This is a genomic window from Oceanicola sp. 502str15, assembly GCF_024105635.1.
Taxonomy (GTDB): domain Bacteria; phylum Pseudomonadota; class Alphaproteobacteria; order Rhodobacterales; family Rhodobacteraceae; genus Vannielia.
Genome location: NZ_WYDQ01000001.1, coordinates 2,277,997 through 2,297,758, shown reverse-complemented (window position 1 = coordinate 2,297,758; position 19,762 = coordinate 2,277,997). Strand labels below are relative to the sequence as shown.

17 protein-coding genes and 1 tRNA gene are annotated in these 19,762 nt (G+C 66.7%); 6 read left to right on the top strand and 12 right to left on the bottom strand.

Annotation, left to right across the window (positions count from 1 at the left end):
- Window positions 1-36: 36 nt before the first annotated feature.
- From GTH22_RS11150 to GTH22_RS11135, 4 genes are all read left to right on the top strand, one after another.
- The gene (locus GTH22_RS11150; protein ID WP_252945274.1) at window positions 37-519 is read left to right on the top strand and encodes a TRAP transporter small permease; all 483 of its coding nucleotides are present in this window, start codon (window positions 37-39) and stop codon (window positions 517-519) included.
- A gap of 1 nt (window position 520) precedes the next feature.
- A complete protein-coding gene (locus GTH22_RS11145; protein WP_252945273.1) occupies window positions 521-1,792 on the top strand; it encodes a TRAP transporter large permease in 1,272 nt (423 codons plus the stop codon).
- A gap of 155 nt (window positions 1,793-1,947) precedes the next feature.
- Window positions 1,948-2,937 carry a glycosyltransferase family 2 protein gene (locus GTH22_RS11140; protein WP_252945272.1) on the top strand — a complete coding sequence of 330 codons (990 nt, stop codon included), beginning with the start codon at window positions 1,948-1,950 and terminating at the stop codon, window positions 2,935-2,937.
- Window positions 2,927-4,612, top strand: coding sequence for a glycosyltransferase family 39 protein (locus tag GTH22_RS11135; RefSeq protein WP_252945270.1), 1,686 nt, complete (start codon window positions 2,927-2,929; stop codon window positions 4,610-4,612). Before GTH22_RS11140 ends, GTH22_RS11135 begins: the two co-directional genes overlap by 11 nt.
- Here the strand turns inward: GTH22_RS11135 and GTH22_RS11130 are convergent.
- The 6 genes from GTH22_RS11130 to GTH22_RS11105 all read right to left on the bottom strand — a co-directional run bounded on the left by GTH22_RS11130 (window position 4,601) and on the right by GTH22_RS11105 (window position 10,238).
- Window positions 4,601-5,530: a hypothetical protein gene (locus tag GTH22_RS11130; protein ID WP_252945269.1), complete on the bottom strand. Its 930-nt coding sequence runs from the start codon at window positions 5,528-5,530 to the stop codon at window positions 4,601-4,603. The genes GTH22_RS11135 and GTH22_RS11130 overlap by 12 nt on opposite strands.
- Complete coding sequence (locus GTH22_RS11125; RefSeq protein WP_252945268.1) at window positions 5,527-6,375, bottom strand: hypothetical protein; 849 nt, start codon at window positions 6,373-6,375, stop codon at window positions 5,527-5,529. Before GTH22_RS11125 ends, GTH22_RS11130 begins: the two co-directional genes overlap by 4 nt.
- A gap of 10 nt (window positions 6,376-6,385) precedes the next feature.
- Window positions 6,386-7,456, bottom strand: a complete 1,071-nt coding sequence (locus GTH22_RS11120; RefSeq protein ID WP_252945267.1) for a glycosyltransferase family 4 protein — start codon at window positions 7,454-7,456, stop codon at window positions 6,386-6,388.
- Window positions 7,457-7,671: 215 nt separating this feature from the next.
- Complete coding sequence (locus tag GTH22_RS11115) at window positions 7,672-9,534, bottom strand: alanine--tRNA ligase (protein WP_252945266.1); 1,863 nt, start codon at window positions 9,532-9,534, stop codon at window positions 7,672-7,674.
- A gap of 207 nt (window positions 9,535-9,741) precedes the next feature.
- A tRNA-Ala gene (locus tag GTH22_RS11110) sits at window positions 9,742-9,817 on the bottom strand.
- Between the two features lie 91 nt (window positions 9,818-9,908).
- Window positions 9,909-10,238, bottom strand: coding sequence for a TIGR02300 family protein (locus GTH22_RS11105; protein ID WP_252945264.1), 330 nt, complete (start codon window positions 10,236-10,238; stop codon window positions 9,909-9,911).
- A gap of 143 nt (window positions 10,239-10,381) precedes the next feature.
- On the opposite strand from GTH22_RS11105, the gene GTH22_RS11100 reads away from it, so the two are divergent.
- Complete coding sequence (locus GTH22_RS11100) at window positions 10,382-11,074, top strand: M48 family metallopeptidase (protein ID WP_252945263.1); 693 nt, start codon at window positions 10,382-10,384, stop codon at window positions 11,072-11,074.
- 45 nt (window positions 11,075-11,119) lie between these two features.
- Window positions 11,120-11,809: a GntR family transcriptional regulator gene (locus tag GTH22_RS11095; protein ID WP_252945262.1), complete on the top strand. Its 690-nt coding sequence runs from the start codon at window positions 11,120-11,122 to the stop codon at window positions 11,807-11,809.
- Between the two features lie 10 nt (window positions 11,810-11,819).
- On the opposite strand, the gene GTH22_RS11090 is transcribed toward GTH22_RS11095, so the two are convergent.
- The 6 genes from GTH22_RS11090 to GTH22_RS11065 all read right to left on the bottom strand — a co-directional run bounded on the left by GTH22_RS11090 (window position 11,820) and on the right by GTH22_RS11065 (window position 19,711).
- On the bottom strand, window positions 11,820-12,656 hold the full coding sequence (locus GTH22_RS11090) for a TerB family tellurite resistance protein (protein ID WP_252945261.1): 837 nt from the start codon (window positions 12,654-12,656) through the stop codon (window positions 11,820-11,822).
- A gap of 155 nt (window positions 12,657-12,811) precedes the next feature.
- Window positions 12,812-14,206: a dihydrolipoyl dehydrogenase gene (gene lpdA / locus GTH22_RS11085; protein ID WP_252945260.1), complete on the bottom strand. Its 1,395-nt coding sequence runs from the start codon at window positions 14,204-14,206 to the stop codon at window positions 12,812-12,814.
- A 117-nt stretch (window positions 14,207-14,323) separates the two neighbouring features.
- Window positions 14,324-14,683: a DUF4440 domain-containing protein gene (locus GTH22_RS11080; RefSeq protein ID WP_252945259.1), complete on the bottom strand. Its 360-nt coding sequence runs from the start codon at window positions 14,681-14,683 to the stop codon at window positions 14,324-14,326.
- Complete coding sequence (locus GTH22_RS11075) at window positions 14,680-15,114, bottom strand: hypothetical protein (protein WP_252945258.1); 435 nt, start codon at window positions 15,112-15,114, stop codon at window positions 14,680-14,682. Before GTH22_RS11075 ends, GTH22_RS11080 begins: the two co-directional genes overlap by 4 nt.
- 64 nt (window positions 15,115-15,178) lie before the next feature.
- The gene (gene odhB / locus GTH22_RS11070) at window positions 15,179-16,741 is read right to left on the bottom strand and encodes a 2-oxoglutarate dehydrogenase complex dihydrolipoyllysine-residue succinyltransferase (RefSeq protein WP_252945256.1); all 1,563 of its coding nucleotides are present in this window, start codon (window positions 16,739-16,741) and stop codon (window positions 15,179-15,181) included.
- A 3-nt stretch (window positions 16,742-16,744) separates the two neighbouring features.
- A complete protein-coding gene (locus GTH22_RS11065) occupies window positions 16,745-19,711 on the bottom strand; it encodes a 2-oxoglutarate dehydrogenase E1 component (RefSeq protein ID WP_252945255.1) in 2,967 nt (988 codons plus the stop codon).
- Window positions 19,712-19,762: the final 51 nt, after the last annotated feature.

Here is a 19,762-nt window from a genome sequence, read left to right as displayed (position 1 = left end):
CATGCGCCGCTGATCAATCGTCTCAGGGGGCAGGGGATGCTACTACTCGAACGGGTCACGGGCTGGATCGTGGCGACCATCTTCGGGGTGTTCGTCGCGCTGACCTTCCTTCAGGTGGTGCTGCGCTATGCCTTCTCCAACTCCCTCGGCTGGATCGACGAGCTGTGCCGCTACGGCTTCATCTGGATGGTGGCGCTGGCCGCGGCGATTGCGGCGCGGCAGGGCACGCATATGTGCATCACGCTGCTCGAAGAGATCGCCGGGCAGCAGTTCAAGCGCCCGTTCCAGATTTTGGGAGACATCGGGCTGATCGCCTTCGCGGCGCTGCTGGGGATGGGGGGATGGCAGCTGATGCAGCTGAACTGGACTTCGCTGTCCCCGGCGATGCAGCTGCCGATTGCCTACGTCGAGGCCATCCTTCCGATCTTCGGCCTGCTGACCGCGCTGTTTGCGGGCGAGCATGCCGTTCGGCTGCTCCTGAACCGCGAGATCGACGCGATGCAGAGCGAGGACACCTGAGATGCTGGCCCCCCTCCTGATTTCCTTTGCCGTCCTGCTCATCCTGCGCATTCCCGTGGCCGCGGCGATGGGAATTTCCGGCGCGATTGCCCTGCTCAGTTCCGACATGAACCTGCCGCTCGCGGTGGTGCCGCAGCGCATTTTCGTCATGCTCGACAGCACCTCGCTGCTGGCGATCCCCTTCTTCATCCTCGCCGGCGCGATCATGGAGCGGGGCGGCATGGCGCGCCGGATGATCCACTTTGCGCAAACGATGGTGGGGCATTGGAAGGGCGGGCTGGCGCAGGTCGACGTTCTGGCCAGCACGATCTTTTCCTCGCTCACCGGGTCGAGCGCGGCCAGCGCCTCGGCCACCGGCTCTATCTTGATCCCGGCGATGAAGCGGGCCGGCTACCCGGCGGGCTATGCGGCCGCGCTCGAAGCATCGAGCGCCTCCATCGGCCCGATCATCCCGCCCTCGATCATCATGGTCATCTACGGCTCGCTCGCCGGGGTCTCGGTGGGGGCGATGTTTCTCTCGGGGATCATCCCGGGGCTGCTCATCACGCTGGGCCTCTTCGCGGTCAATGCAATCATGGCGCGCCGTCACGGTTGGGGCGGCGGCGAGCGCTCGCCGCTGCGCGCCCGTCTGATCGCAGGGCGGGACGCCAGCGCGGCGCTGCTTGCGCCGGTCATCATCATCGGCGGCATCCTCGGCGGGGTCTTCACGCCGACCGAGGCGGGCGCGGTGGCCGTGGTCTATTCGGCCATCGTCGGCGTGCTGGTCTATCGCGAGGTCCGGCTGACGGAGCTGTTCGGGGTGATGCGCGAGGCGGCGATCACCACCGGGATCATCGGGCTGATCATCGCCTCGGCCGGGATCTTCGGCTGGGTGCTGGCGCTGGAGCAGGTGCCCCAGCTCATCGTCGGCTGGGTGCAGGGCGTGACCGACAGCCCCACCCTCGCGGTGCTGCTGGTGATCGGCTTCGTGCTGGTGATCGGCTGCGTCGTCGACGTGACGGCTGCGGTCATCATCCTCGTTCCGGTCTTCGCGCCGCTCGGCGTGAGCTACGGCTTCGACCCGGTGCATTTCGGCGTGATCATCTGCATGGCGCTGGTCTACGGCAACGTGACGCCGCCGGTCGGCCTGCTGCTGTTCCTGACCGCCGCCATCGCGAAATGCTCGGTCAGCGAAGTGATGCGCTACCAGGTGCCCTTCTACATCGTGCTGACGGTGGCGCTGGGCATCACGGTTGCCTTCCCCGCCCTGATCCTCTGCCTCACCAAGCTCTGACGGGCGGACTGCCGGAGGCTGCGGGGCTTGTCGCGGCGGCGCGGAAACGGCGTTCATCCGGCGTTTACGAATGTCGAACAATATCGGATTGAGGTCACAATTCTGCCCCTATCAAGCGACAAAACACACTGCAAATGCAGTCAAGGGCGAGCCAGATGAAACTTATCGTACAGATCCCCGCGCTGAACGAGGAAGAAACCATTGCCACGGCGATCCGGGCTATTCCGCGCAAGATCCCCGGGATCGAGGCCGTGGAAGTGCTGGTGATCGACGATGGCTCGACCGACCGGACTGTAAAGGTGGCACGCGAAGCGGGCGCGGATCATATCCTGCGGATGCCCTCCAACGTCGGCCTCGCCCGCGCCTTCTCGGCCGGGATCGAGGAGTCGCTCGCGCTGGGCGCCGACATCATCGTGAACACCGACGCCGACAACCAGTATTGCGCTGATGACATTCCGGCGCTCATCACCCCGATCCTCGAACGCACGGCCCAGATCGTCGTGGGCGCCCGCCCGATCACCGAGATCGAGAGCTTCTCGCCGCTGAAGAAGGCGCTTCAGCGGCTCGGCAGCTGGGTGGTGCGGCAGGCGAGCGGCACCGACATCCCCGACGCGCCTTCGGGCTTTCGTGCCTATGCGCGCGACGCGGCGGCGCGGCTCTGCGTGATCAACACCTACACCTACACGCTGGAAACCATCATCCAGGCCGGGCGCAAGCGCATCCCGATGACCTCGGTGCCGGTTGGCGTCAACGAGGTCACTCGGCCCTCGCGCCTGTTCCGCGGCATGCGCGAGTATGTGACCCGCTCGGCCAAGACGATCCTGCGGGTCTTCGTGATCTACGCCCCGATCCCGTTCTTCTTTTCGGTTGCGGCAATCTTTGCGTTGCCGGCGCTCATCGCCATCGGGCGCTTTCTGGTGCTCTACATGGCGGGCGATGGCGGCGGGCATGTGCAATCGCTGGTGCTGGCGGCCGCGCTGCTGGCAATGTCGACCGTGCTGAGCGCGGTGGGCATTCTGGCCGACATGATCGCGGCCAACCGCTCGCTGCTGGAAGATATCCGGGCCCGCGAACTGCTGCGGATGCCGCAGTCGCGCAGCGATAGCGTGAAACGGGCCAAGATCCTTTCGGCCGATGCCGCCTGAGGCGGTCCACCCCGGCCAGCTTGGGGGCGAGCAGGGGCTGCTGACGCGGCTCGCCGCCCCGGGCGTGTTGCGCAGCGCTATACTTGTTGCGGCCACGGTTCTCGTGGCCCTGACCTGGACGCGAAACGTCAACTGGGATGAGTTCTTCTTTCTGAGCCAGGTCCACGAGAACCTTGCCGGAACGCTCAACAGGCCGCTGCAGACCGTTTTCGTTCATGCCTTCGGCTGGCTGGCCCATGTGCCGGGCCACGAGATGGGGCAGATGGTGGCGGCGCGGCTGGTGATGACGCTGCTCTTTGCGGGCACGGTGCTGTCGATCCATCGCATCTCGCGTCGGCTCGCCGGACGCCAGGCGGCCGATGTTGCCGTCATCGCCTTCCTGACGTCGGGCTTTGCCCTCGCCCATGGCACCAGCTTCCGGGCCGACCCGATCGCGGCGGCCCTGCTGATGGGGGCGCTTGCCCTGATGATGACCACCCGAATGTCGGCCTGGCAGATCGTGGCGGTTGCGCTGCTGAGTGCCGGTGGCCTGCTGGTGACGGTGAAGGCGGTGTTCTACCTGCCCGCCTTCCTCGCGGCCATCGCATGGCGCTGGGGCGACAGGGGCGCGGTGCTGCGTATCCTCCTGGCCGGGGTCATCGCGCTGGCCGTGGCGGTGGGGCTCTATGCCTGGCACGCGGCGGGCATCGAGGCGGCGCCGGAAAACCAGACCTCGGCAACCGCCGGGCGGGCGCTGTCGCGCACCCTGCTCGATGCCGGACTGGTTCCGCGTAAGCGCGAAGTCACGCTCTGGGGGCTCTTGAGCCTCGGGGCCGTGGTGCTTGCGCTCCTTGGGCTGATCGCTCCCGGGTCACGGCGCGACAGGCTGGTGCGCCTCGGGCTGGTGCTGCCGCTGCTTCTCTCGGTTCTCTTCTACCGCAACGCCTTCCCGTATTTCTTCGCCTTCATCACCCCGCCGATGATGGTGGTCGCCGCCATCGGCGCCAGCCGTCTGGGCCGTGGCCCGGCGTTGGGCGCGCTGGTGGCACTGATGCTGGTCACCGGCGCGGGGCAGGCGGGCAAGGCGCTGTCAGAAGGGGCCGGGTTGCAACGGGCCACGCTGGCCGAAGTGCATCGGCTGTTCCCGGAGCCGGTTCCCTATATCGACCACAACGCCATGGTTGCCAGCTTCCCGCGCGAGGGCTTCTTCATGTCGACGTGGGGCATCGAGCGCTATCGTGACGGCGGGCAGCCGGTGATGGCCGCGCAGATCGCCCGGCTTGCGCCGCCGCTGCTGCTGGCCAACCGCTGGGCGCTGCATCAGGCGCTGACATCCGAGGAGGTGCAGCACCATCCGATGCTGCTGCTGCCCGAGGATCAGGACGCGCTGCGCGCGACCTATGTGCATTACTCCGGGGTGATCTGGCTGGCCGGGCGCGAGTTGGTGCTGGGCGGTCAGCCCGAGACGGTCGCGCTGCCCATTCCCGGGCGCTACCGGGTCGAAACCGACGGGCCGCTTGAGATTGACGGCGCGGAGATGCGCGATGGCATGACGCTGGAGATCGACGGCCCGATCACCGTCAGCGGCCCGGCGGGCACGCGGCTGCGCCTTGTCTGGAGCACCGATGCCCCGCAGGACAGAAACGCGCTGCCGCAGGGCGGGGTTTATGCGGGGTTCTGGCAGCTACCCTTCTGACCGGGTCAGTGGCCCGGCAGCCCTGACTCGCTCCTGCCACTCGGGCTCCAGCCCATAGCCATGCGCCGCCATGCCCGGCCCGCAAAAATGCGCCACGGCGGCAACCTGCGCATCGCTCCAGTCCTGCCAGCCCTGCTTGGGGCCGGTGGAGGCATTGCGCACATCGCGGGTCACGCCCGATAGATCACCGACCTGATGGGCCGGGCCATGGGAATGGGTCGAAACGAAGCTCACGAAACGCGACAGGGCCTCGGCATTACCGCCGAAGAGATCTTCGAAGCGAAACACCTCGACATCGGGCGAGGCGGCGGCGGCACGATCGAGGCTGCCCGCGATCTGGCCCCATTCCCATGCGAGGCGGCCGAGCTGGTCAAGCGCGGGCCAGTGCCGCGCGGCAGAAGCGTCTCCGATCCGCCCCGGCTCGAAGGGACCGGGAGGCAGGCGCTCGGTCAGGGCGCCGTTGCGGCGGCGCGAGGAGCGGCGCAGCCAGGAGGTGATCCAGTCGCGCGGGTCGCGCAGGATGCCGGCGACGCGGGCGCCGGGCCAGACCTGCGGGATCTGGTCTGCCACCATCCACCACGCATAGTAGCTCTCGATCACCAGGCTTTCCGTTATGCCGGCGTGGTAGCTCTCGCGCAGCGCCTTGAGGCGGGCCATGGCCTGCTCGGGCGTGATCCGGCCCTCGAGGCTGCGCTGGCCGATCACCCGCACCCCGGTCTGGCCAAGGAAGCGGCCCAGCACCATGTGCCAGAGGCCGAAACGCCGGATGCGCTGCAGGGTCAACCATGAGGCCCCGGCGACCATGTCGGGCTCGTGCTCGGAGTGGCAGTCGGAAATCACCTCGCCCAGCACGTCCCCGAAGAATTGGGTGCCGGTGCGCCCGCCCGAGGCGATGAAGGTCAGTTGCTTTTCGCTCATGCGCGCGGCCCCCAGAGAGAGCCACCGAGCGCCATCGCGGCGCCCACCGCAAGCCCGAGCGCCCGGTTGAGCGCAACGGCGAGAAAGGCCGTCGCCGAGGAGCCCGAGACCAGAGTGGCGAGGCCGGCGGCAATGGCTTCGTTGATGCCGAGGCCCGCAGGCACGATGCCAACCGCCGCCCCGACGGTCGGCGCGGCGGAGTAGAGCAGCGCCTCGATCCAGCCGATGGCGGTGCCGAGGGCGGCAAAGGCAACGATCAGCCGGAGGGTGGTGACGAAGAGCGAGAGCAGGCGCACGGCGACCATCGCCAGCAGGTAGCGCGGCGCGGCGTGGCGGGAGAGCATGAACAGCACCAAGCCAACGCCCGCAAGCGCGGCGGCGGCGATCCAGTGCCAGATCGGGTCGGTCAGCAGGCCGAGCGCGAAGGCCGAGAGCGCCAGCGTGAGCCCGAGGGTCAGGAAGGCGGTGAGCAGCACCACGCGGGCTGCCTCGCCCACGCGCGCGCCCGCCTTCACCAGCGCCGCCCCGCGCACCAGCGCGCCACCGGGCAAGGGCAGCAGCTCGGCCACGTTGGCGGCGGCGACGGTGTGCAGCGACGTGGCGATCGACAGCTCGCGCCCCATGGCCCCGAAGGTCACCTTCAGCGACAGCGCCGAAACCGCCAGCAGGACCGGGGTGAGCAGCGCGAGGTTGAGCAGCAGGTGCAAGGGCGACAGGTCGGACCATGTGAGGTCCATCGTGGCGATGGCCCAGACCGCCCCCAAGGCCAGCACCGCGAAGCCGGCAATGGTCAGCCCGGCCCGCACCCGGGGGCGCTTCAGGGTGGCTTTGAGGCCCGCTATCACAACCGCTCCCTCACGGCGTCTGCACGAACTGGCGGGCGGTGTCGCGGGCGACCCTGTCCCAGTTGTAGTAGCGGGCCGCCGTGGCCTTCGAGCCCGCAACAAAGTCTGCCCGTTCTTCGGCGCTCCATCCCGCGACCCGCTTGATCTCCCGGGCCCAGGCCTCGGCATCGCCCGGCGTCACCAGAAAGCCGGTTTCGCCATCCTTCACCGCATCCTTGAGCCCGGCATGGCGGGCCGCCACGACCACGCCGCCCACGGCGGCGGCTTCGGTTGCGACAAGGCCGAAGCCTTCGAACTGGCCGTTCTCGAGGTGGATGTTGGGAACCACGACACATAGCGCCGCCGCCATCCTCTGGTAGAGCGCTGGCTGATCGAGCCGCCCGAGGTGACGCACGCGGGGGGCCGACAGGGCCGCGCCTTCGGTCTCGTCCCAGACGGTTCCGGCCACCTCGAGCACCATCGGCTCGGGCAGGAGTGGCAGCACGTTTTCCACGAACCAGCGAAACCCTTTCAGCGGGGTGAGGCGGCCGCAGAACAGGAGCGTCTGCATCTCGGGCGCCGGGGCCTCGCCCTGAAGCCGTGCTTCGGCGGCGAGCGGCACGATCACCACGTCGCGATAGCCATAGAGCCCGGCAGCAGAAGCGGTCGCGGCGGAATTCGCGATCACCGTCACCCGGCCCAGAAGTTTTGCCCCGAGCCGCAGGTAGGTGCCATAGAGCCGCCCCTTCAGCCCGCCGCGGGCAGGATAGGACACATCCGTGCCGTGGGCCGACAGGATGCGGCGCACCGAGGGGCGGCGCAGGCGTGCGAAGAGGGCTAGGGGCCAGCTGGCCATGTCGGCCACATGAACGACCGGGGCCGGATCGCGCGAGAACAGCAGAGAAAGCGCCGTCTTCGCCCCGAAGCGCAACAGCTCCCAAGGTGTCGGCGCGCTGCCGTCGGGATGGCCCGGCAGGGCGATCACCTCGACTTCGCCGTACTCCTTGAGGCGTGTGCTCACCTGCTGCGCGTAGGTCTCCATGCCGCCCATGGCCGGGGGCCATTTTCGGGTGACGAAGGTGATCTTCAGCGGGTCGGACATGGAGGCGGTTGAGGCCGGCGGTTAGGGCAGGGGCATAGCAATGACGATGGCCGGAAGCGCCGATCCCTGTTTTTCTACAGGGCGGAGTCCGCTCGCACAATCTTGGAATGGGGGCAGGGCAGGTTCTCCGGGCCCGCGTGGTGCGGGGCCGGAGCAGGGCCGATGCTGGTGGGGAGACCGGCGGCGCAGATCAGGCGCCGCCGCTCAGGCGCGGATCACTCGGCGCGAAACTCGGCGCGGATGCGGCGCACACCGGCAGACGAGCTGCCTTCCTTGGTGATCTTGACCCGCCCGTGCTTGCCGACCTCTGCGAGATCCTGCACATGGGGGCCGCCGCAGAGCTCTTCCGACAGCATCTCGCCCTCGTCGGACTTGATCGCATAGACGGTGACGGTTTCTGGGTATTTCTCCCAGAAGCTGCCTTCGATCCCGGCATCCTTGGCGCCCTGCTTGGACATCTCGGAGACCGTCACCTTGCCGCCGCCCTCGATCGCGCCGTTGATGAACTCTTCCACCTGATCCAGCTCCTCGCGGGTGATCTTGGTGGGGTGAGACACGTCGTAGCGCAGGCGCTCGGCGGTGATGTTGCTGCCCATCTGGTGCACGGAGTTGCCGAGCACGCGCTGCAGGCCCGCCAGCAGCAGGTGGGTGGCGGTGTGATAGGCGGTGGTGGTTTCGCTGTGGTCGGCCAGACCACCGGCAAACTTGCCCGCCGCCGCGGTGCGGCTCGCCTCGGAGTGGCGGGTGGCCGCCTCGTCATACTTCTCGGGGTCGGAAAGGGTGACGCCAAGCTCGCCCAGCACCTCTTCGGTCAGCTCCTTGGGGAAGCCGTAGGTCTCGTAAAAGTGGAAGGCATCGGCCCCGTCGACCTTGTTGTTGTTCTCCACGAAGCGGCGGATTTCGCGCTCGCCTGCGGCCAGGGTGCGCTGGAACTGGTCTTCCTCGCGCTTGATCGCCTCGACGATCTGGTCGCGGCGGGCATAGAGCTCTTTGAACGACTTCGCCTCGCTGATGTAGATCTCGGCCAGCTGCGCGATGATGTCGGCAGGCGCCCCGATGGCGCGGCCGACGCGCACGGCGCGGCGCAGCAGTCGGCGGGCGATGTAGCCGCGGTCGGTGTTCGACGGGGTCACGCCATCGCCGATGAGGAAGGTCACGGCGCGGGCGTGGTCGAGGATCACGCGGAACGGCTTGAGGTTCTCGTCATAGGTCTGGCCGGTCAGACGCTCCAGCTCGGCAATCGCGCCGGAAAAGAACGGGGTGCGGTAGACATCGGGGTTGCCCTGCACGGCGGAGAAGATCCGCTCCAGCCCGCCGCCGTAGTCGATGTTGGGCGCGGGCAGGGGAACGAAGCCCTCGGCGGTGTTGCGCAGCGACATGAACACGTTGTTGCCGATCTCCACCAGCCGCGAGCCATCCTTTGCGGGGTGGTCATCATCGGGGCCGGAGGGGTCGTAATCGTAGAACATCTCCGAATCCGGGCCGCCGATCTCGCCCACGGGCATGTTTGAGGGCACACCGGCACGGCTCCACCAGTTTTCATCGACGCCATAAAGGAAGATGCGCCCGCCGCGGCTCATGCCGTAGGTGTCGGGGTCGTCCTCGACCTTCGCGTCGATCCCGACCTTGGCGAACTCGTCCTTCCAGATCGCGATGGCCTCGTCGTCCTGCGGGATGCCCAGCTCGGCATCGCCGGCAAAGACGGTGACATAGACGCGCGAGGCATCGAGCCCGAGCACCTTGGTCTGCCATTCGAAGATCAGTTCGATCTGGCGACGCTTGAAGCTGGCCGGATCGGCATTCAGCTCCCAACGACCAATCATCTCGAAGAACGTCAGGTGGGTGGAATCGCCAACCTCTTCGATGTCCACGGTGCGCAGGCAGCGCTGCACGTTCACCAGGTCTTCACCCGAGGGGTGCTTGAGGCCCAGCAGATAGGGCACCATCGGCTGCATGCCGCTGCCCGTGAAAAGCGTGGTGCTGTCATTTTCCGGAACCAGCGGGTCGGACGGAATTTCGACCGCTCCGGCTTCGACCATGAAATTGATAAAGGACTTGCGCAGTTCGTCGGGGGACACTGTGGGCTCTTCTCGTCTTGGTTGGCTGAGGTTGTGCTGATCTTCTTGCGCAGTTCTGCTGTGCGGGATCTGAGCGTAATTTTTATATGAGAAGCCACCCTGACATGCAAGAGCAAGGCCGTGCTGCGGGCCGCCCGCCGTGCGGGGTGTCTGTGTGGTAATCTGGGGGTGTCCGGGGGGTGGGTCCATCCGCAAAACAAGAGCGGATGGTGGAGCCTAGGGGAGTCGAACCCCTGACCTCTTGCATGCCATGCAAGCGCTCTACCAACTGAGCTAAGGCCCCGGTGCCGCGGACGTTTAGGGAATCACGGCGGGGGGTTCAAGCGAAAAGATCGCTGCCCGCCGCCTTTTCCCGTAACGTCCTGAAAAGGCTATCAGTCCTCGTCTTCCGAGGCGACGTCGGCGATGTCGTCAAGCGAGACTTCATCATCGTCGTCATCTTCCAGAACGTCGTCGCCGAGATCGACGTCGGTGTCGTCATCGTTATCGTCCTCGAGCACGTCGAGATCGGCATCATCCTCTTCGGCTTCCACCGATTTGGGATCGGGCTTGTCACCCTTCAGCGCCGAGCGGGCCTTGCCGCCGGTGTCGAGCTGCACGACCTCGCCGGTGTAGGGGCTGACGATCGGGTCTTTTCCGAGGTCGTAAAACCGTTTGCCGGTGGTCGGGCAGACGCGCTTGACGCCCCATTCTTCCTTAGGCATCGAAATCCTCACATGCTCTGGGGTTCGAGCGGGCGCAATGCCATGCCAAGACATGTCTGTAAAGGGGGTATCGGTCTTTCTTGACGGGCGGTGGGGCGCTAGGGTGGGGCGCAACGAAAAAGGGCAGAGGCCGAGGGACGGCGATGGGGTTTATCAGGCTTCCCGGAGAACCGGAGGTGGAGGTGGTGCTGCGCCGCTCGGCGCGGGCGCGGCGGCTTTCGCTCCGGGTGTCGGGCGTCGATGGCCGCGTGACGCTGACCATGCCGCGCTTTGCCCCCGAGCGCGAAGCCCGCAGCTTTGCCGCCGAGAAGGCGGGGTGGATCCGCGACAGGCTGGCCGAGCAGGCGCCCTTCGTGCTGGCCGATCTGGGTGCCGAGATACCGGTGGAGGGTGTGGCGCGGCGCATCGAGGCGGCAGGGGTGCGCCGGATAACCCTTGAAGAACAGGCGCTTCTGGTGCCCGAAGGTGCCTCTCGCGTGCCTGTTCGCATCGGGGCCTTTCTGCGCGAAATGGCCCGTGTGCGGCTGGCGGAGGCCTCTGCCCGCCACGCCCGCGCCCTCGGCCGCCCGCATGGGCGCATCACCCTGCGCGACACCCGCTCCCGCTGGGGCTCCTGTAGCCACGAGGGCAATCTGATGTACTCTTGGCGGCTCATCCTCGCCCCGCAGGCGGTGCTCGACTACGTCGCCGCCCACGAGGTCGCCCATATCGCCCACATGGATCACTCGCCCCGCTTCTGGGCGACTTGCGCAAAGCTCTGCCCCGGGCACGAGGCATCGCGGCGGTGGCTGCGGCTGCAGGGTGCGGCGCTTCACCGCTATGGGTTCAAGGGCTAGCGTTTCTCCGTTGACGGGGCGCAGATTCGTGATCACGCTTGTTTCATGCTGATCCAACCGCCCCCCGCAGATGCCGCCCCGCCCAGCCGTGAGACACCGGCCTCGACAGGGGCCGTCACCGCCGCCCATGACCGGGTCTATCGCGCGCTGCGCAGCCGCATCATGCATGGAGAGATCCTACCCGGCCACGCGCTGACCCTGCGCGGCGTGGGCAAGGAATTCGGCGTGTCGATGACTCCGGCTCGCGAGTCGGTACGGCGGCTGGCGGCGGAGGGCGCGCTGACGCTCTCTGCGTCGGGGAGGGTCTCAACCCCGGTGCTCACCAATGACCGGATCGAGGAACTGGCCGCGATTCGGGCGCTGCTGGAGCCGGAACTTGCCACGCGGGCGCTGCCGCGGGCGCATATCGCGCTGATCGAACGGCTCGAGGCGGTGAATGTGACGATCGCGGATGTGACGGCGCGGGGCGATGCGGCGGGCTATATCCGCGCCAACCTCGAGTTTCACCGCACGCTCTACCTGCGGGCCCAGGCTCCGGCGATGCTGGCCCTGGCCGAGACGGTCTGGCTCCAGCTTGGGCCCACCATGCGGCTGCTCTACGACCGGCTGCGCCGCAACGAGGTACCGCGCCACCACCGGCTGATCGTCGCCGCGCTGAAGGCGGGCGACGAGCCGGGGCTGCGGCTGGCGGTGCGCTCCGATGTCACCGGCGGCCTGCGGATGCTAGCGAGCTGAGGCGGCAGGCTCAGAGGCTTCGCAGCATCCCCTGAACTTCGGGGCCGGATATCTGAAGCGTTGCCGCAAGCCGGGCCAGAAAGCCCTTTTCCGACTGGGTGATGGTGCCATCCGAAACCGTGACCATCAGCGCCCCGCGCATCAGGGTCTCGCGCTGGTGGGCATTCAGCCCCTCACCGAAAGCCCGAAACTCCGCGTCCGACACCTTGGTGCCCGCCATGCCGATCAAGCGTTCGATCTGATCGGGAGAATAGGCGGTGCCGGTCAGCTTCTGGCTGGCGAAGGCGATGAGGTTCACCTCTTCGGGGTCCACCACGCCATCGGCCTTGGCCGCATGGCACATCACGTCGAGCACCCGCTGGGCAAAGCCGTTGGCCCCGGTCATCGCGCCCCGACGACGGCGGCGCCCTGCGGCGCGCAGCAGTTTCAGCAGCCCCATCAGCGCGATCGTCGCGCCGATCGCAGCCGAGCCGGCAAAGCCGCTGACCACCTGCGCCACCTGCATGTTGGGTTCAACCGGCAGGCTGGCAGGCACGAGGCCCTGCGCAATCATGCTCTCCATCCGCGCCGGCTCGACCGGCACGTAGCGCTCCGAGGTGCAATTGTCGTAGGACAGCGCGTAGCTCTCCATCTTGCGGAAGAAGCCGATCTGGAAGAGGTGGGACTTGGTCGAAAGGTGGCAGAGCGCCATCACGCCGCCGGTGCCATTGCCCATCGAGGTGGGCGCGACGAAGTGCAATTGCTGGCTGTCCATCCAGACAGCCCCGCCACGGCGGGCTTCGGCCTCATGACTGGTGGCCGTGAAGGCCAGGGCGGCAACGGCCGCAACATACCCGAGCTTTCGCATCGCGTGTCCTCTCGCATTTCTCAACAAACGGGGCTCTTTCGGCCCATTCCGGCCAAAAGGGTTAACGCCCGATTGCGGCGCGGTCAGGGCAGAACCCGCGCACGAAAAAGGCCGCGGCGTTGCCACCGCGGCCCTTTGAAACTGAGCTTTCAGCGTCAGGCGTGAATGGCACCATCGCCGCAGGCCAGTGCGCTCTCGCGCACGGCTTCGGAGAAGGTGGGGTGGGCGTGGCAGGTGCGGGCCACGTCTTCCGCCGCCGCGCCGAACTCCATCGCCACGCAGATCTCGTGGATCAGCTCGCCTGCCGCCGGGCCGATGATGTGGCAGCCGAGAATGCGGTCGGTTTCCTTGTCGGCCAGCATCTTCACGAAGCCCTCGGCCTGGTGCACCGACTTGGCCCGCGCGTTGCCCATGAAGGGGAACTTGCCGACCTTGTAGGCGCGGCCCTGTTCCTTGAGGCTCTCTTCGGTCTCGCCCACGCTCGCCACTTCGGGCGCGGTGTAGATCACGCCGGGGATGAGGCCGTAGTTGATGTGTGGCTTTTGGCCCGCCAGCATCTCGGCCAGCGCGGTGCCTTCGTCTTCGGCCTTGTGGGCCAGCATCGGGCCGGGGATTGCATCGCCAATGGCATAGACGCCCTTCACCGCGGTCTGGAAGTGGTCATCGACCTCGACCTGCCCGCGCTTGGTGAGCTTCACGCCAAGCTCCTCCAGCCCGAGGCCCTCGACGTAGGGCTTGCGGCCCGTGGCCACCAGCACGGTGTCGGCCTTCAGCTCGTGTTCGCTGTCATCCTTGCGCAGCTTGTAGCTGACGGTGGCCTTGTTGCCCTTGGTCTCCACCTTGTTGACGGCGGCGCCCATGACGAACGCAAGGCCTTGTTTCTTGAGGATCTTCTGGAAGTTCTTGGCCACTTCGGCATCGGCACCGGGCGTGACCGCATCGAGAAACTCGACCACCGTGACCTTGCTGCCAAGCCGGGCATAGACGGAGCCAAGCTCCAGGCCGATCACCCCGCCGCCGACCACGACCATCTCGCCGGGCACCTTGCCCAGCTCGAGCGCGCCGGTAGAGCTGACAACCACCTTCTCGTCGATCGTGACCTCGGCACCGGGAATGCTCGCAGGCTCCGAGCCGGTGGCGATGATGATGTGCTTGGCCTCGTGGACCTCGTCACCCACCTTCACCTTGCCCGCCTCGGGGATCGAGCCCCAGCCCTTCAGCCAGTCTATCTTGTTCTTCTTGAACAGAAATTCGATGCCACCGGTGTTCTGGTCTACGGTCTTCTGCTTGTAGGCCTTCATCTGGTCCCAATCGACCGAGGGGCTTTTGCCCTTCAGGCCCATCTCGGCAAAGTTGTGCTCGGCCTCGTGCAGCAGGTGGGAGGCGTGCAGCAGCGCCTTGGAGGGGATGCAGCCGACGTTGAGGCAGGTGCCGCCCAGCGTCTCGCGGCCCTCGACAACGGCGGTCTTCAGGCCGAGCTGGGCGCAGCGGATGGCGCAGACGTAGCCGCCGGGGCCGGCGCCGATGATGATGACATCGTAAGAGGACATGGGGGCTCCTTTACCAAGAAAGTTGGGGGGCACAACGGGTACACAACCCGTGCACAACCCGTGCATACATCAAATGACATATGCGGTTTTTGGGCAATTGCGTTAAGGCACCGCGCGTCATGGCCGGAATGTCTCCGGCAGCGGGGTGCCCTGATGAAAGCGGGCCTGCCAGCCCTCTGCGGTTTGCGCCCAGAGGGTCGACCGGCTGGCCCATTGAGTCTCGTCCGGATAGCGGGTTTCGGACGTGTAGGTAACGAGGGTGACGCCGGGGGCAATGGCCTGGGTTTGCAGCCCGTGGAGGCGATGCTCGGAAGGGCGGCCCTCGGAGGTGTCGGTCAGCAGCTCTTCGCGGGTGTACTTGCGGCCCGAGCGCGACAGCTCGAAGAACTCCGGCGCAAGCAGCCGCTCGATGGCCGCACGGTCATAGGCCGAGGCGGCGGACCAGATGGCATTTTCGAGGGCGGCGAAATCGGTCATGTCGAGGCTCCCGAGAAGGCGCCCTTGCGGTAGAGGTGCCATGCGAACCAGGCCAGCGCGAGGGCGAGCACCAGCTCGGCGGCGGCAACGGTCCAGATCAGCGGGGTGATGAGCCATTGCGGCTCCACGCCTTCGCCCGCGCTGGGGGTGCGGCGGATCAGGAGAAGGGAAAAGCCGCAGATCGCCCAGATCAGCAGGACCGAGATCGGCCGCCGGGCGGGCAGCGCGCGCGACAGGGCCAGCAGGAGCAGGGCGGGCAGAAAGGCGATGACGGCAAAGATCAGCAGCCAGGGCTGAAAGCCGCCGCCGAAGGTGCCGAGAGCCAGAACGCCGAGAATGGAGATCGCACCAAGGGTGAACCCCGCGCTGCGCAGGGCGCTCGCCGTGTCGGGCGAGAAGGCGATGGTTTCGGCGCGGGTGAGCAGGGTCATGCGGGCGATTGGTGGGTTGGCACCCACCCTACGATTGTCTGTAGGGTGGGTGAAACCCACCACCTCAGAGGTCCATCAGGAGCCGGCGCGGATCTTCGAGCGCTTCTTTGACCCGCACGAGGAAGGTCACGGCGCCCTTGCCGTCGACGATGCGGTGATCGTAGCTCAGCGCGAGGTACATCATCGGGCGAATGACGATTTCGCCGCCCACCACCATCGGCCGGTCCTGGATCTTGTGCATCCCGAGGATGCCGGACTGCGGGGGGTTCAGGATCGGCGAGCTCATCAGCGAGCCGTAGACACCACCGTTGGAGATGGTGAAGGTGCCGCCCTGCATCTCGGCCATCGAGAGCTTGCCGTCACGGGCGCGGGCGCCCTTTTCGGCAATCGCCTTCTCGATATCGGCAAAGCTCATCGCATCGGCGTCGCGGATCACCGGCACCACGAGGCCCTGGGGCGTGCCTGCGGCGATGCCCATGTGGACGAAGTTCTTGTAGACGATATCGGTGCCGTCGATCTCGGCGTTCACCTCGGGCACCTCGCGCAGCGCGTGCACGCAGGCCTTGGTGAAGAAGGACATGAAGCCGAGCTTCACGCCGTGCTTCTTGAGGAAGAGATCCTTGTACTCGTTGCGCAGCGCCATCACCTCGGTCATGTCCACCTCGTTGTAGGTGGTCAGGATCGCGGCGGCGTTCTGGGCGTCCTTCAGGCGGCGGGCGATGGTCTGGCGCAGGCGGGTCATCTTCACCCGCTCCTCGCGCGCCTCGTCCTGTGCCGCAACCGGGCCGCGCGGCGGCGCGGAGGGGGCGGGGCTGGCGGCGGCCCTTGTGCCGGCCTCGACCGCCTTCATCACGTCTTCCTTCATGATGCGGCCATCCTTGCCGCTGCCCTTCACATCGCTCTCCGACAGGCCCTTTTCGGCCATCATCTTGTTGGCGGAGGGGGCGTTTTCGACATCGGCGCCCTTGCTGGCGCTGGCCGCTGCCGGGGCCTTGGGGGCAGCCGTTTCCTTGCCGCCCTCGGCAGGCTTGGAAGCTCCGCCGCCCGCGCCCTCGCTCATCACGGCCAGCTTGCCGCCGGCTTCGACGGTGGAACCCTCTTCCGCGAGGATCTCGGTGATCGTGCCGGAAGAGGGGGCCGGAACCTCGACCGAAACCTTGTCGGTTTCCAGCTCGCAGAGCATCTCGTCGGCCTCGACGCTGTCGCCCACCTTCTTGAACCATGTGGCCACGGTGGCCTCGGTCACGCTTTCACCCAGGGTCGGCACCATCACGTCGACGCTCGCGCCGCCGCCACCGCTGCTGGCCTCGGGCGCAGGGGCATCCTCGGCGGGCTCGGCCTCTGCCGTCTCTTCCTTCTTGGCCTCGGGCGCGGGCTTGGCGGCCTCGCCTCCCTCGGAGATGGTCGCGAGAAGGGCATCGACGCCCACGGTCTCGCCCTCGGGCGCAACGATCTCGCCCATGGTGCCGGCGGCAGGGGCGGGAACCTCTACCGTGACCTTGTCGGTTTCCAGCTCGCAGAGCATTTCATCAACGGCAACCGTATCGCCCGGCTTCTTGAACCAGGTGGCAACGGTGGCCTCGGTGACGCTTTCGCCCAGGGTGGGGACGCGGACTTCGGTGCTCATGGATCAGTTTCCTTCGATACCCAGCGCGTCATTTACCAGCGCTGTCTGTTGTGCCTTGTGCTGCGAGGCCAGGCCCGTGGCGGGCGAGGCAGAGGTGGCGCGGCCGGCATAGATCGGGCGGCTGCTCTTGCCCTTGATCCGGCCCAGAACCCACTCGATGTTGGGTTCGATGAAGCTCCACGCGCCCTGGTTCTTGGGCTCTTCCTGGCACCAGACCATATCGGCCTGGGCAAAGCGGTTCAGCTCGTTGACCAGGCTCATCGCCGGGAACGGGTAGAACTGCTCGATGCGCAGGATGTAGACGTCGTCCAGCCCGGCTTCGTCGCGGGCTTCGAGCAGGTCGAAGTAGACCTTGCCCGAACACATCACCACCCGCTTGATCTTGTCGTCCGCCACCAGCTTGGTGTCGGAGTTGCCATGCTCGGCATCATCCCAGAGCACGCGGTGGAAGCTGGAGCCGGTGGTGAACTCTTCCTCGCGGCTGACGGCCAGCTTGTGGCGCAGCAGCGACTTGGGCGTCATCAGGATCAGCGGCTTGCGGAAGCTGCGGTGGATCTGGCGGCGCAGGATGTGGAAGTAGTTCGCCGGGGTCGTGCAGTTGGCGACGATCCAGTTGTCCTGCCCACACATCTGCAGGAAGCGCTCGAGGCGGGCCGAGCTGTGCTCGGGACCCTGGCCCTCGTAGCCGTGCGGCAGCAGGCAGACGAGGCCCGACATCCGCAGCCACTTGCTTTCGCCCGAGCTGACGAACTGGTCGAACATGATCTGCGCGCCGTTGGCAAAGTCGCCGAACTGGGCTTCCCAGAGGGTGAGTGCATTGGGCTCGGCGAGGCTGTAGCCATATTCGAAGCCCAGAACCGCATATTCCGAGAGCATCGAGTCGATGACCTCATACTGCGCCTGACCGGAGCGAATGTGGTTGAGCGGGTAGTAGCGCTCTTCGGTTTCTTGGTTCACGAAGGCCGAATGGCGCTGCGAGAAGGTGCCCCGCGTGCTGTCCTGCCCGGCAAGGCGCACCGGGTAGCCCTCGGTGAGCAGCGAGCCGAAGGCCAGCGCCTCGCCGGTCGCCCAGTCGATGCCCTCGCCCTTTTCGATCATCTCGGCCTTGGTGCCCATCATCCGCTGCACCGTCTTGTGCAGGGCGTAGCCCTCGGGCGCGGTGGTGAGCGCCTTGCCCACCTCCTTGAAGGTTTCGGGCGCAATCGCGGTCTCGCCGCGCTGATACTCCTCATCGCGCTTGTCGAGGTGCGACCAGCGGCCATCGAGCCAGTCGGCCTTGTTGGGCTTGTAGTTCTTGCCGGCCTCGAACTCGTCGTTCAGGTGCGCCTGGAAGGCGGCCTTCATGTCCTCGATCTCGCCTTCCGGGATAAGCCCGTCCTTCACCAGCCGCTCGGTGTAGAGGCTCAGGGTCGTCTTGTGGCCCTTGATCCGCTTGTACATGATCGGGTTGGTGAACATCGGTTCGTCGCCCTCGTTATGGCCGAACCGGCGATAACAGAAGATGTCGAGCACCACGTCCTTGCGGAACTTCTGGCGGAACTCGGTGGCCACCTTGGCGGCATGCACCACGGCCTCCGGGTCGTCGCCGTTCACGTGGAAGATCGGCGCCTCGACCATCAGGGCAATGTCGGTGGGGTAGGGGGAGGAGCGCGAGAAGTGGGGCGCGGTGGTGAAGCCGATCTGGTTGTTCACCACGATGTGGATGGTGCCGCCGGTGCGGTGCCCGCGCAGGCCCGAGAGGCCGAAGCACTCGGCCACAACGCCCTGACCGGCAAAGGCCGCATCGCCATGCAGCAGGATCGGCAGCACCGAGGTGCGCTCGCGGTCATTGTACTGGTCCTGCTTGGCGCGGGACTTGCCCAGCACCACCGGGTTGACGGCCTCGAGGTGCGAGGGGTTGGCGGTAAGCGACAGGTGCACGGTGTTGTCGTCGAACGAGCGGTCCGAGCTGGCGCCGAGGTGGTATTTCACGTCCCCCGACCCGTCGACATCCTCGGGCTTGAAGCTGCCGCCCTGGAACTCGTTGAAGATCGCCCGGTAGGGCTTGGCCATCACGTTGGCCAGCACCGAGAGGCGGCCGCGGTGGGGCATCCCGATGACGATGTCCTTCACGCCCAGCGAGCCGCCGCGCTTGATGATCTGCTCCATCGCGGGCACGAGGCTTTCGCCGCCATCAAGGCCGAAGCGCTTGGTGCCCATGTACTTGACGTGCAGGAATTTCTCGAAGCCCTCAGCCTCGACCAGCTTGTTCAGGATCGCCTTGCGGCCCTCGCGGGTGAAGGCGATTTCCTTGCCCAGCCCCTCGATGCGCTCCTTCAGCCAGGAGGCCTCCTCGGGGTTGGAGATATGCATGTACTGCAACGCGAAGGTGCCGCAATAGGTGCGCTTCACGATGTCGATGATCTGGCGCAGCGAGGCAAACTTGAGGCCCAGCACCTGGTCGATGAAGATCGGACGATCCATGTCGGCATCGGTGAAGCCGTAGCTCTTCGGGTCCAGCTCGGGGTGCGGGGTCTGGTCCTGCATGCCGAGCGGGTCGAGGTCGGCCACCAGGTGGCCGCGGATGCGATAGGCCCGGATCAGCATCAGCGCGCGGATGCTGTCGAGCACGGCGGTGCGGATCGCCTCTTCGTTGACCGGCGTCGCGCTGGCGCCTGCGGCTTCCTTGATCTTCTTCGCGGCGCCCTTGCCCTCCTGCGTGGCCTCGGCCGGCCATTCGCCGGTCAGCGCCGCGGTCAGATCATCCCCCGGCATCGGCGGCCAGTCGGCCCGCGCCCAGGAAGGCCCCTTGGCCTCTGCCTTCACATCGGTTTCGCCATCGCCCAACTGCCGGAAGAACTCGGCCCATGCGCCATCGACCGAATTCGGGTCGTCGGCGTATTTGGCGTAGAGCTGTTCGAGATAGGCCGCGTTGTGCCCCTGCATGAAGCTGGAGGCATGGAAGAGGTCGTTGGGGCTTTGGTCGGTCATGAGAGCACCTGACAGGTTGAAGGCCGCAGGCGGATCATTCCGCCGGCGGCC

Coding starts and splice junctions, on each gene's coding strand:
- GTH22_RS11150 (WP_252945274.1), top strand. CDS start 37: ATGCTACTACTCGAACGGGTCACGGGCTGGATCGTGGCGACCATCTTC.
- GTH22_RS11145 (WP_252945273.1), top strand. CDS start 521: ATGCTGGCCCCCCTCCTGATTTCCTTTGCCGTCCTGCTCATCCTGCGC.
- GTH22_RS11140 (WP_252945272.1), top strand. CDS start 1,948: ATGAAACTTATCGTACAGATCCCCGCGCTGAACGAGGAAGAAACCATT.
- GTH22_RS11135 (WP_252945270.1), top strand. CDS start 2,927: ATGCCGCCTGAGGCGGTCCACCCCGGCCAGCTTGGGGGCGAGCAGGGG.
- GTH22_RS11130 (WP_252945269.1), bottom strand. CDS start 5,530: ATGAGCGAAAAGCAACTGACCTTCATCGCCTCGGGCGGGCGCACCGGC.
- GTH22_RS11120 (WP_252945267.1), bottom strand. CDS start 7,456: ATGTCCGACCCGCTGAAGATCACCTTCGTCACCCGAAAATGGCCCCCG.
- GTH22_RS11105 (WP_252945264.1), bottom strand. CDS start 10,238: ATGCCTAAGGAAGAATGGGGCGTCAAGCGCGTCTGCCCGACCACCGGC.
- GTH22_RS11100 (WP_252945263.1), top strand. CDS start 10,382: ATGGGGTTTATCAGGCTTCCCGGAGAACCGGAGGTGGAGGTGGTGCTG.
- GTH22_RS11095 (WP_252945262.1), top strand. CDS start 11,120: ATGCTGATCCAACCGCCCCCCGCAGATGCCGCCCCGCCCAGCCGTGAG.
- GTH22_RS11090 (WP_252945261.1), bottom strand. CDS start 12,656: ATGCGAAAGCTCGGGTATGTTGCGGCCGTTGCCGCCCTGGCCTTCACG.
- lpdA (WP_252945260.1), bottom strand. CDS start 14,206: ATGTCCTCTTACGATGTCATCATCATCGGCGCCGGCCCCGGCGGCTAC.
- GTH22_RS11080 (WP_252945259.1), bottom strand. CDS start 14,683: ATGACCGATTTCGCCGCCCTCGAAAATGCCATCTGGTCCGCCGCCTCG.
- GTH22_RS11075 (WP_252945258.1), bottom strand. CDS start 15,114: ATGACCCTGCTCACCCGCGCCGAAACCATCGCCTTCTCGCCCGACACG.
- odhB (WP_252945256.1), bottom strand. CDS start 16,741: ATGAGCACCGAAGTCCGCGTCCCCACCCTGGGCGAAAGCGTCACCGAG.
- GTH22_RS11065 (WP_252945255.1), bottom strand. CDS start 19,711: ATGACCGACCAAAGCCCCAACGACCTCTTCCATGCCTCCAGCTTCATG.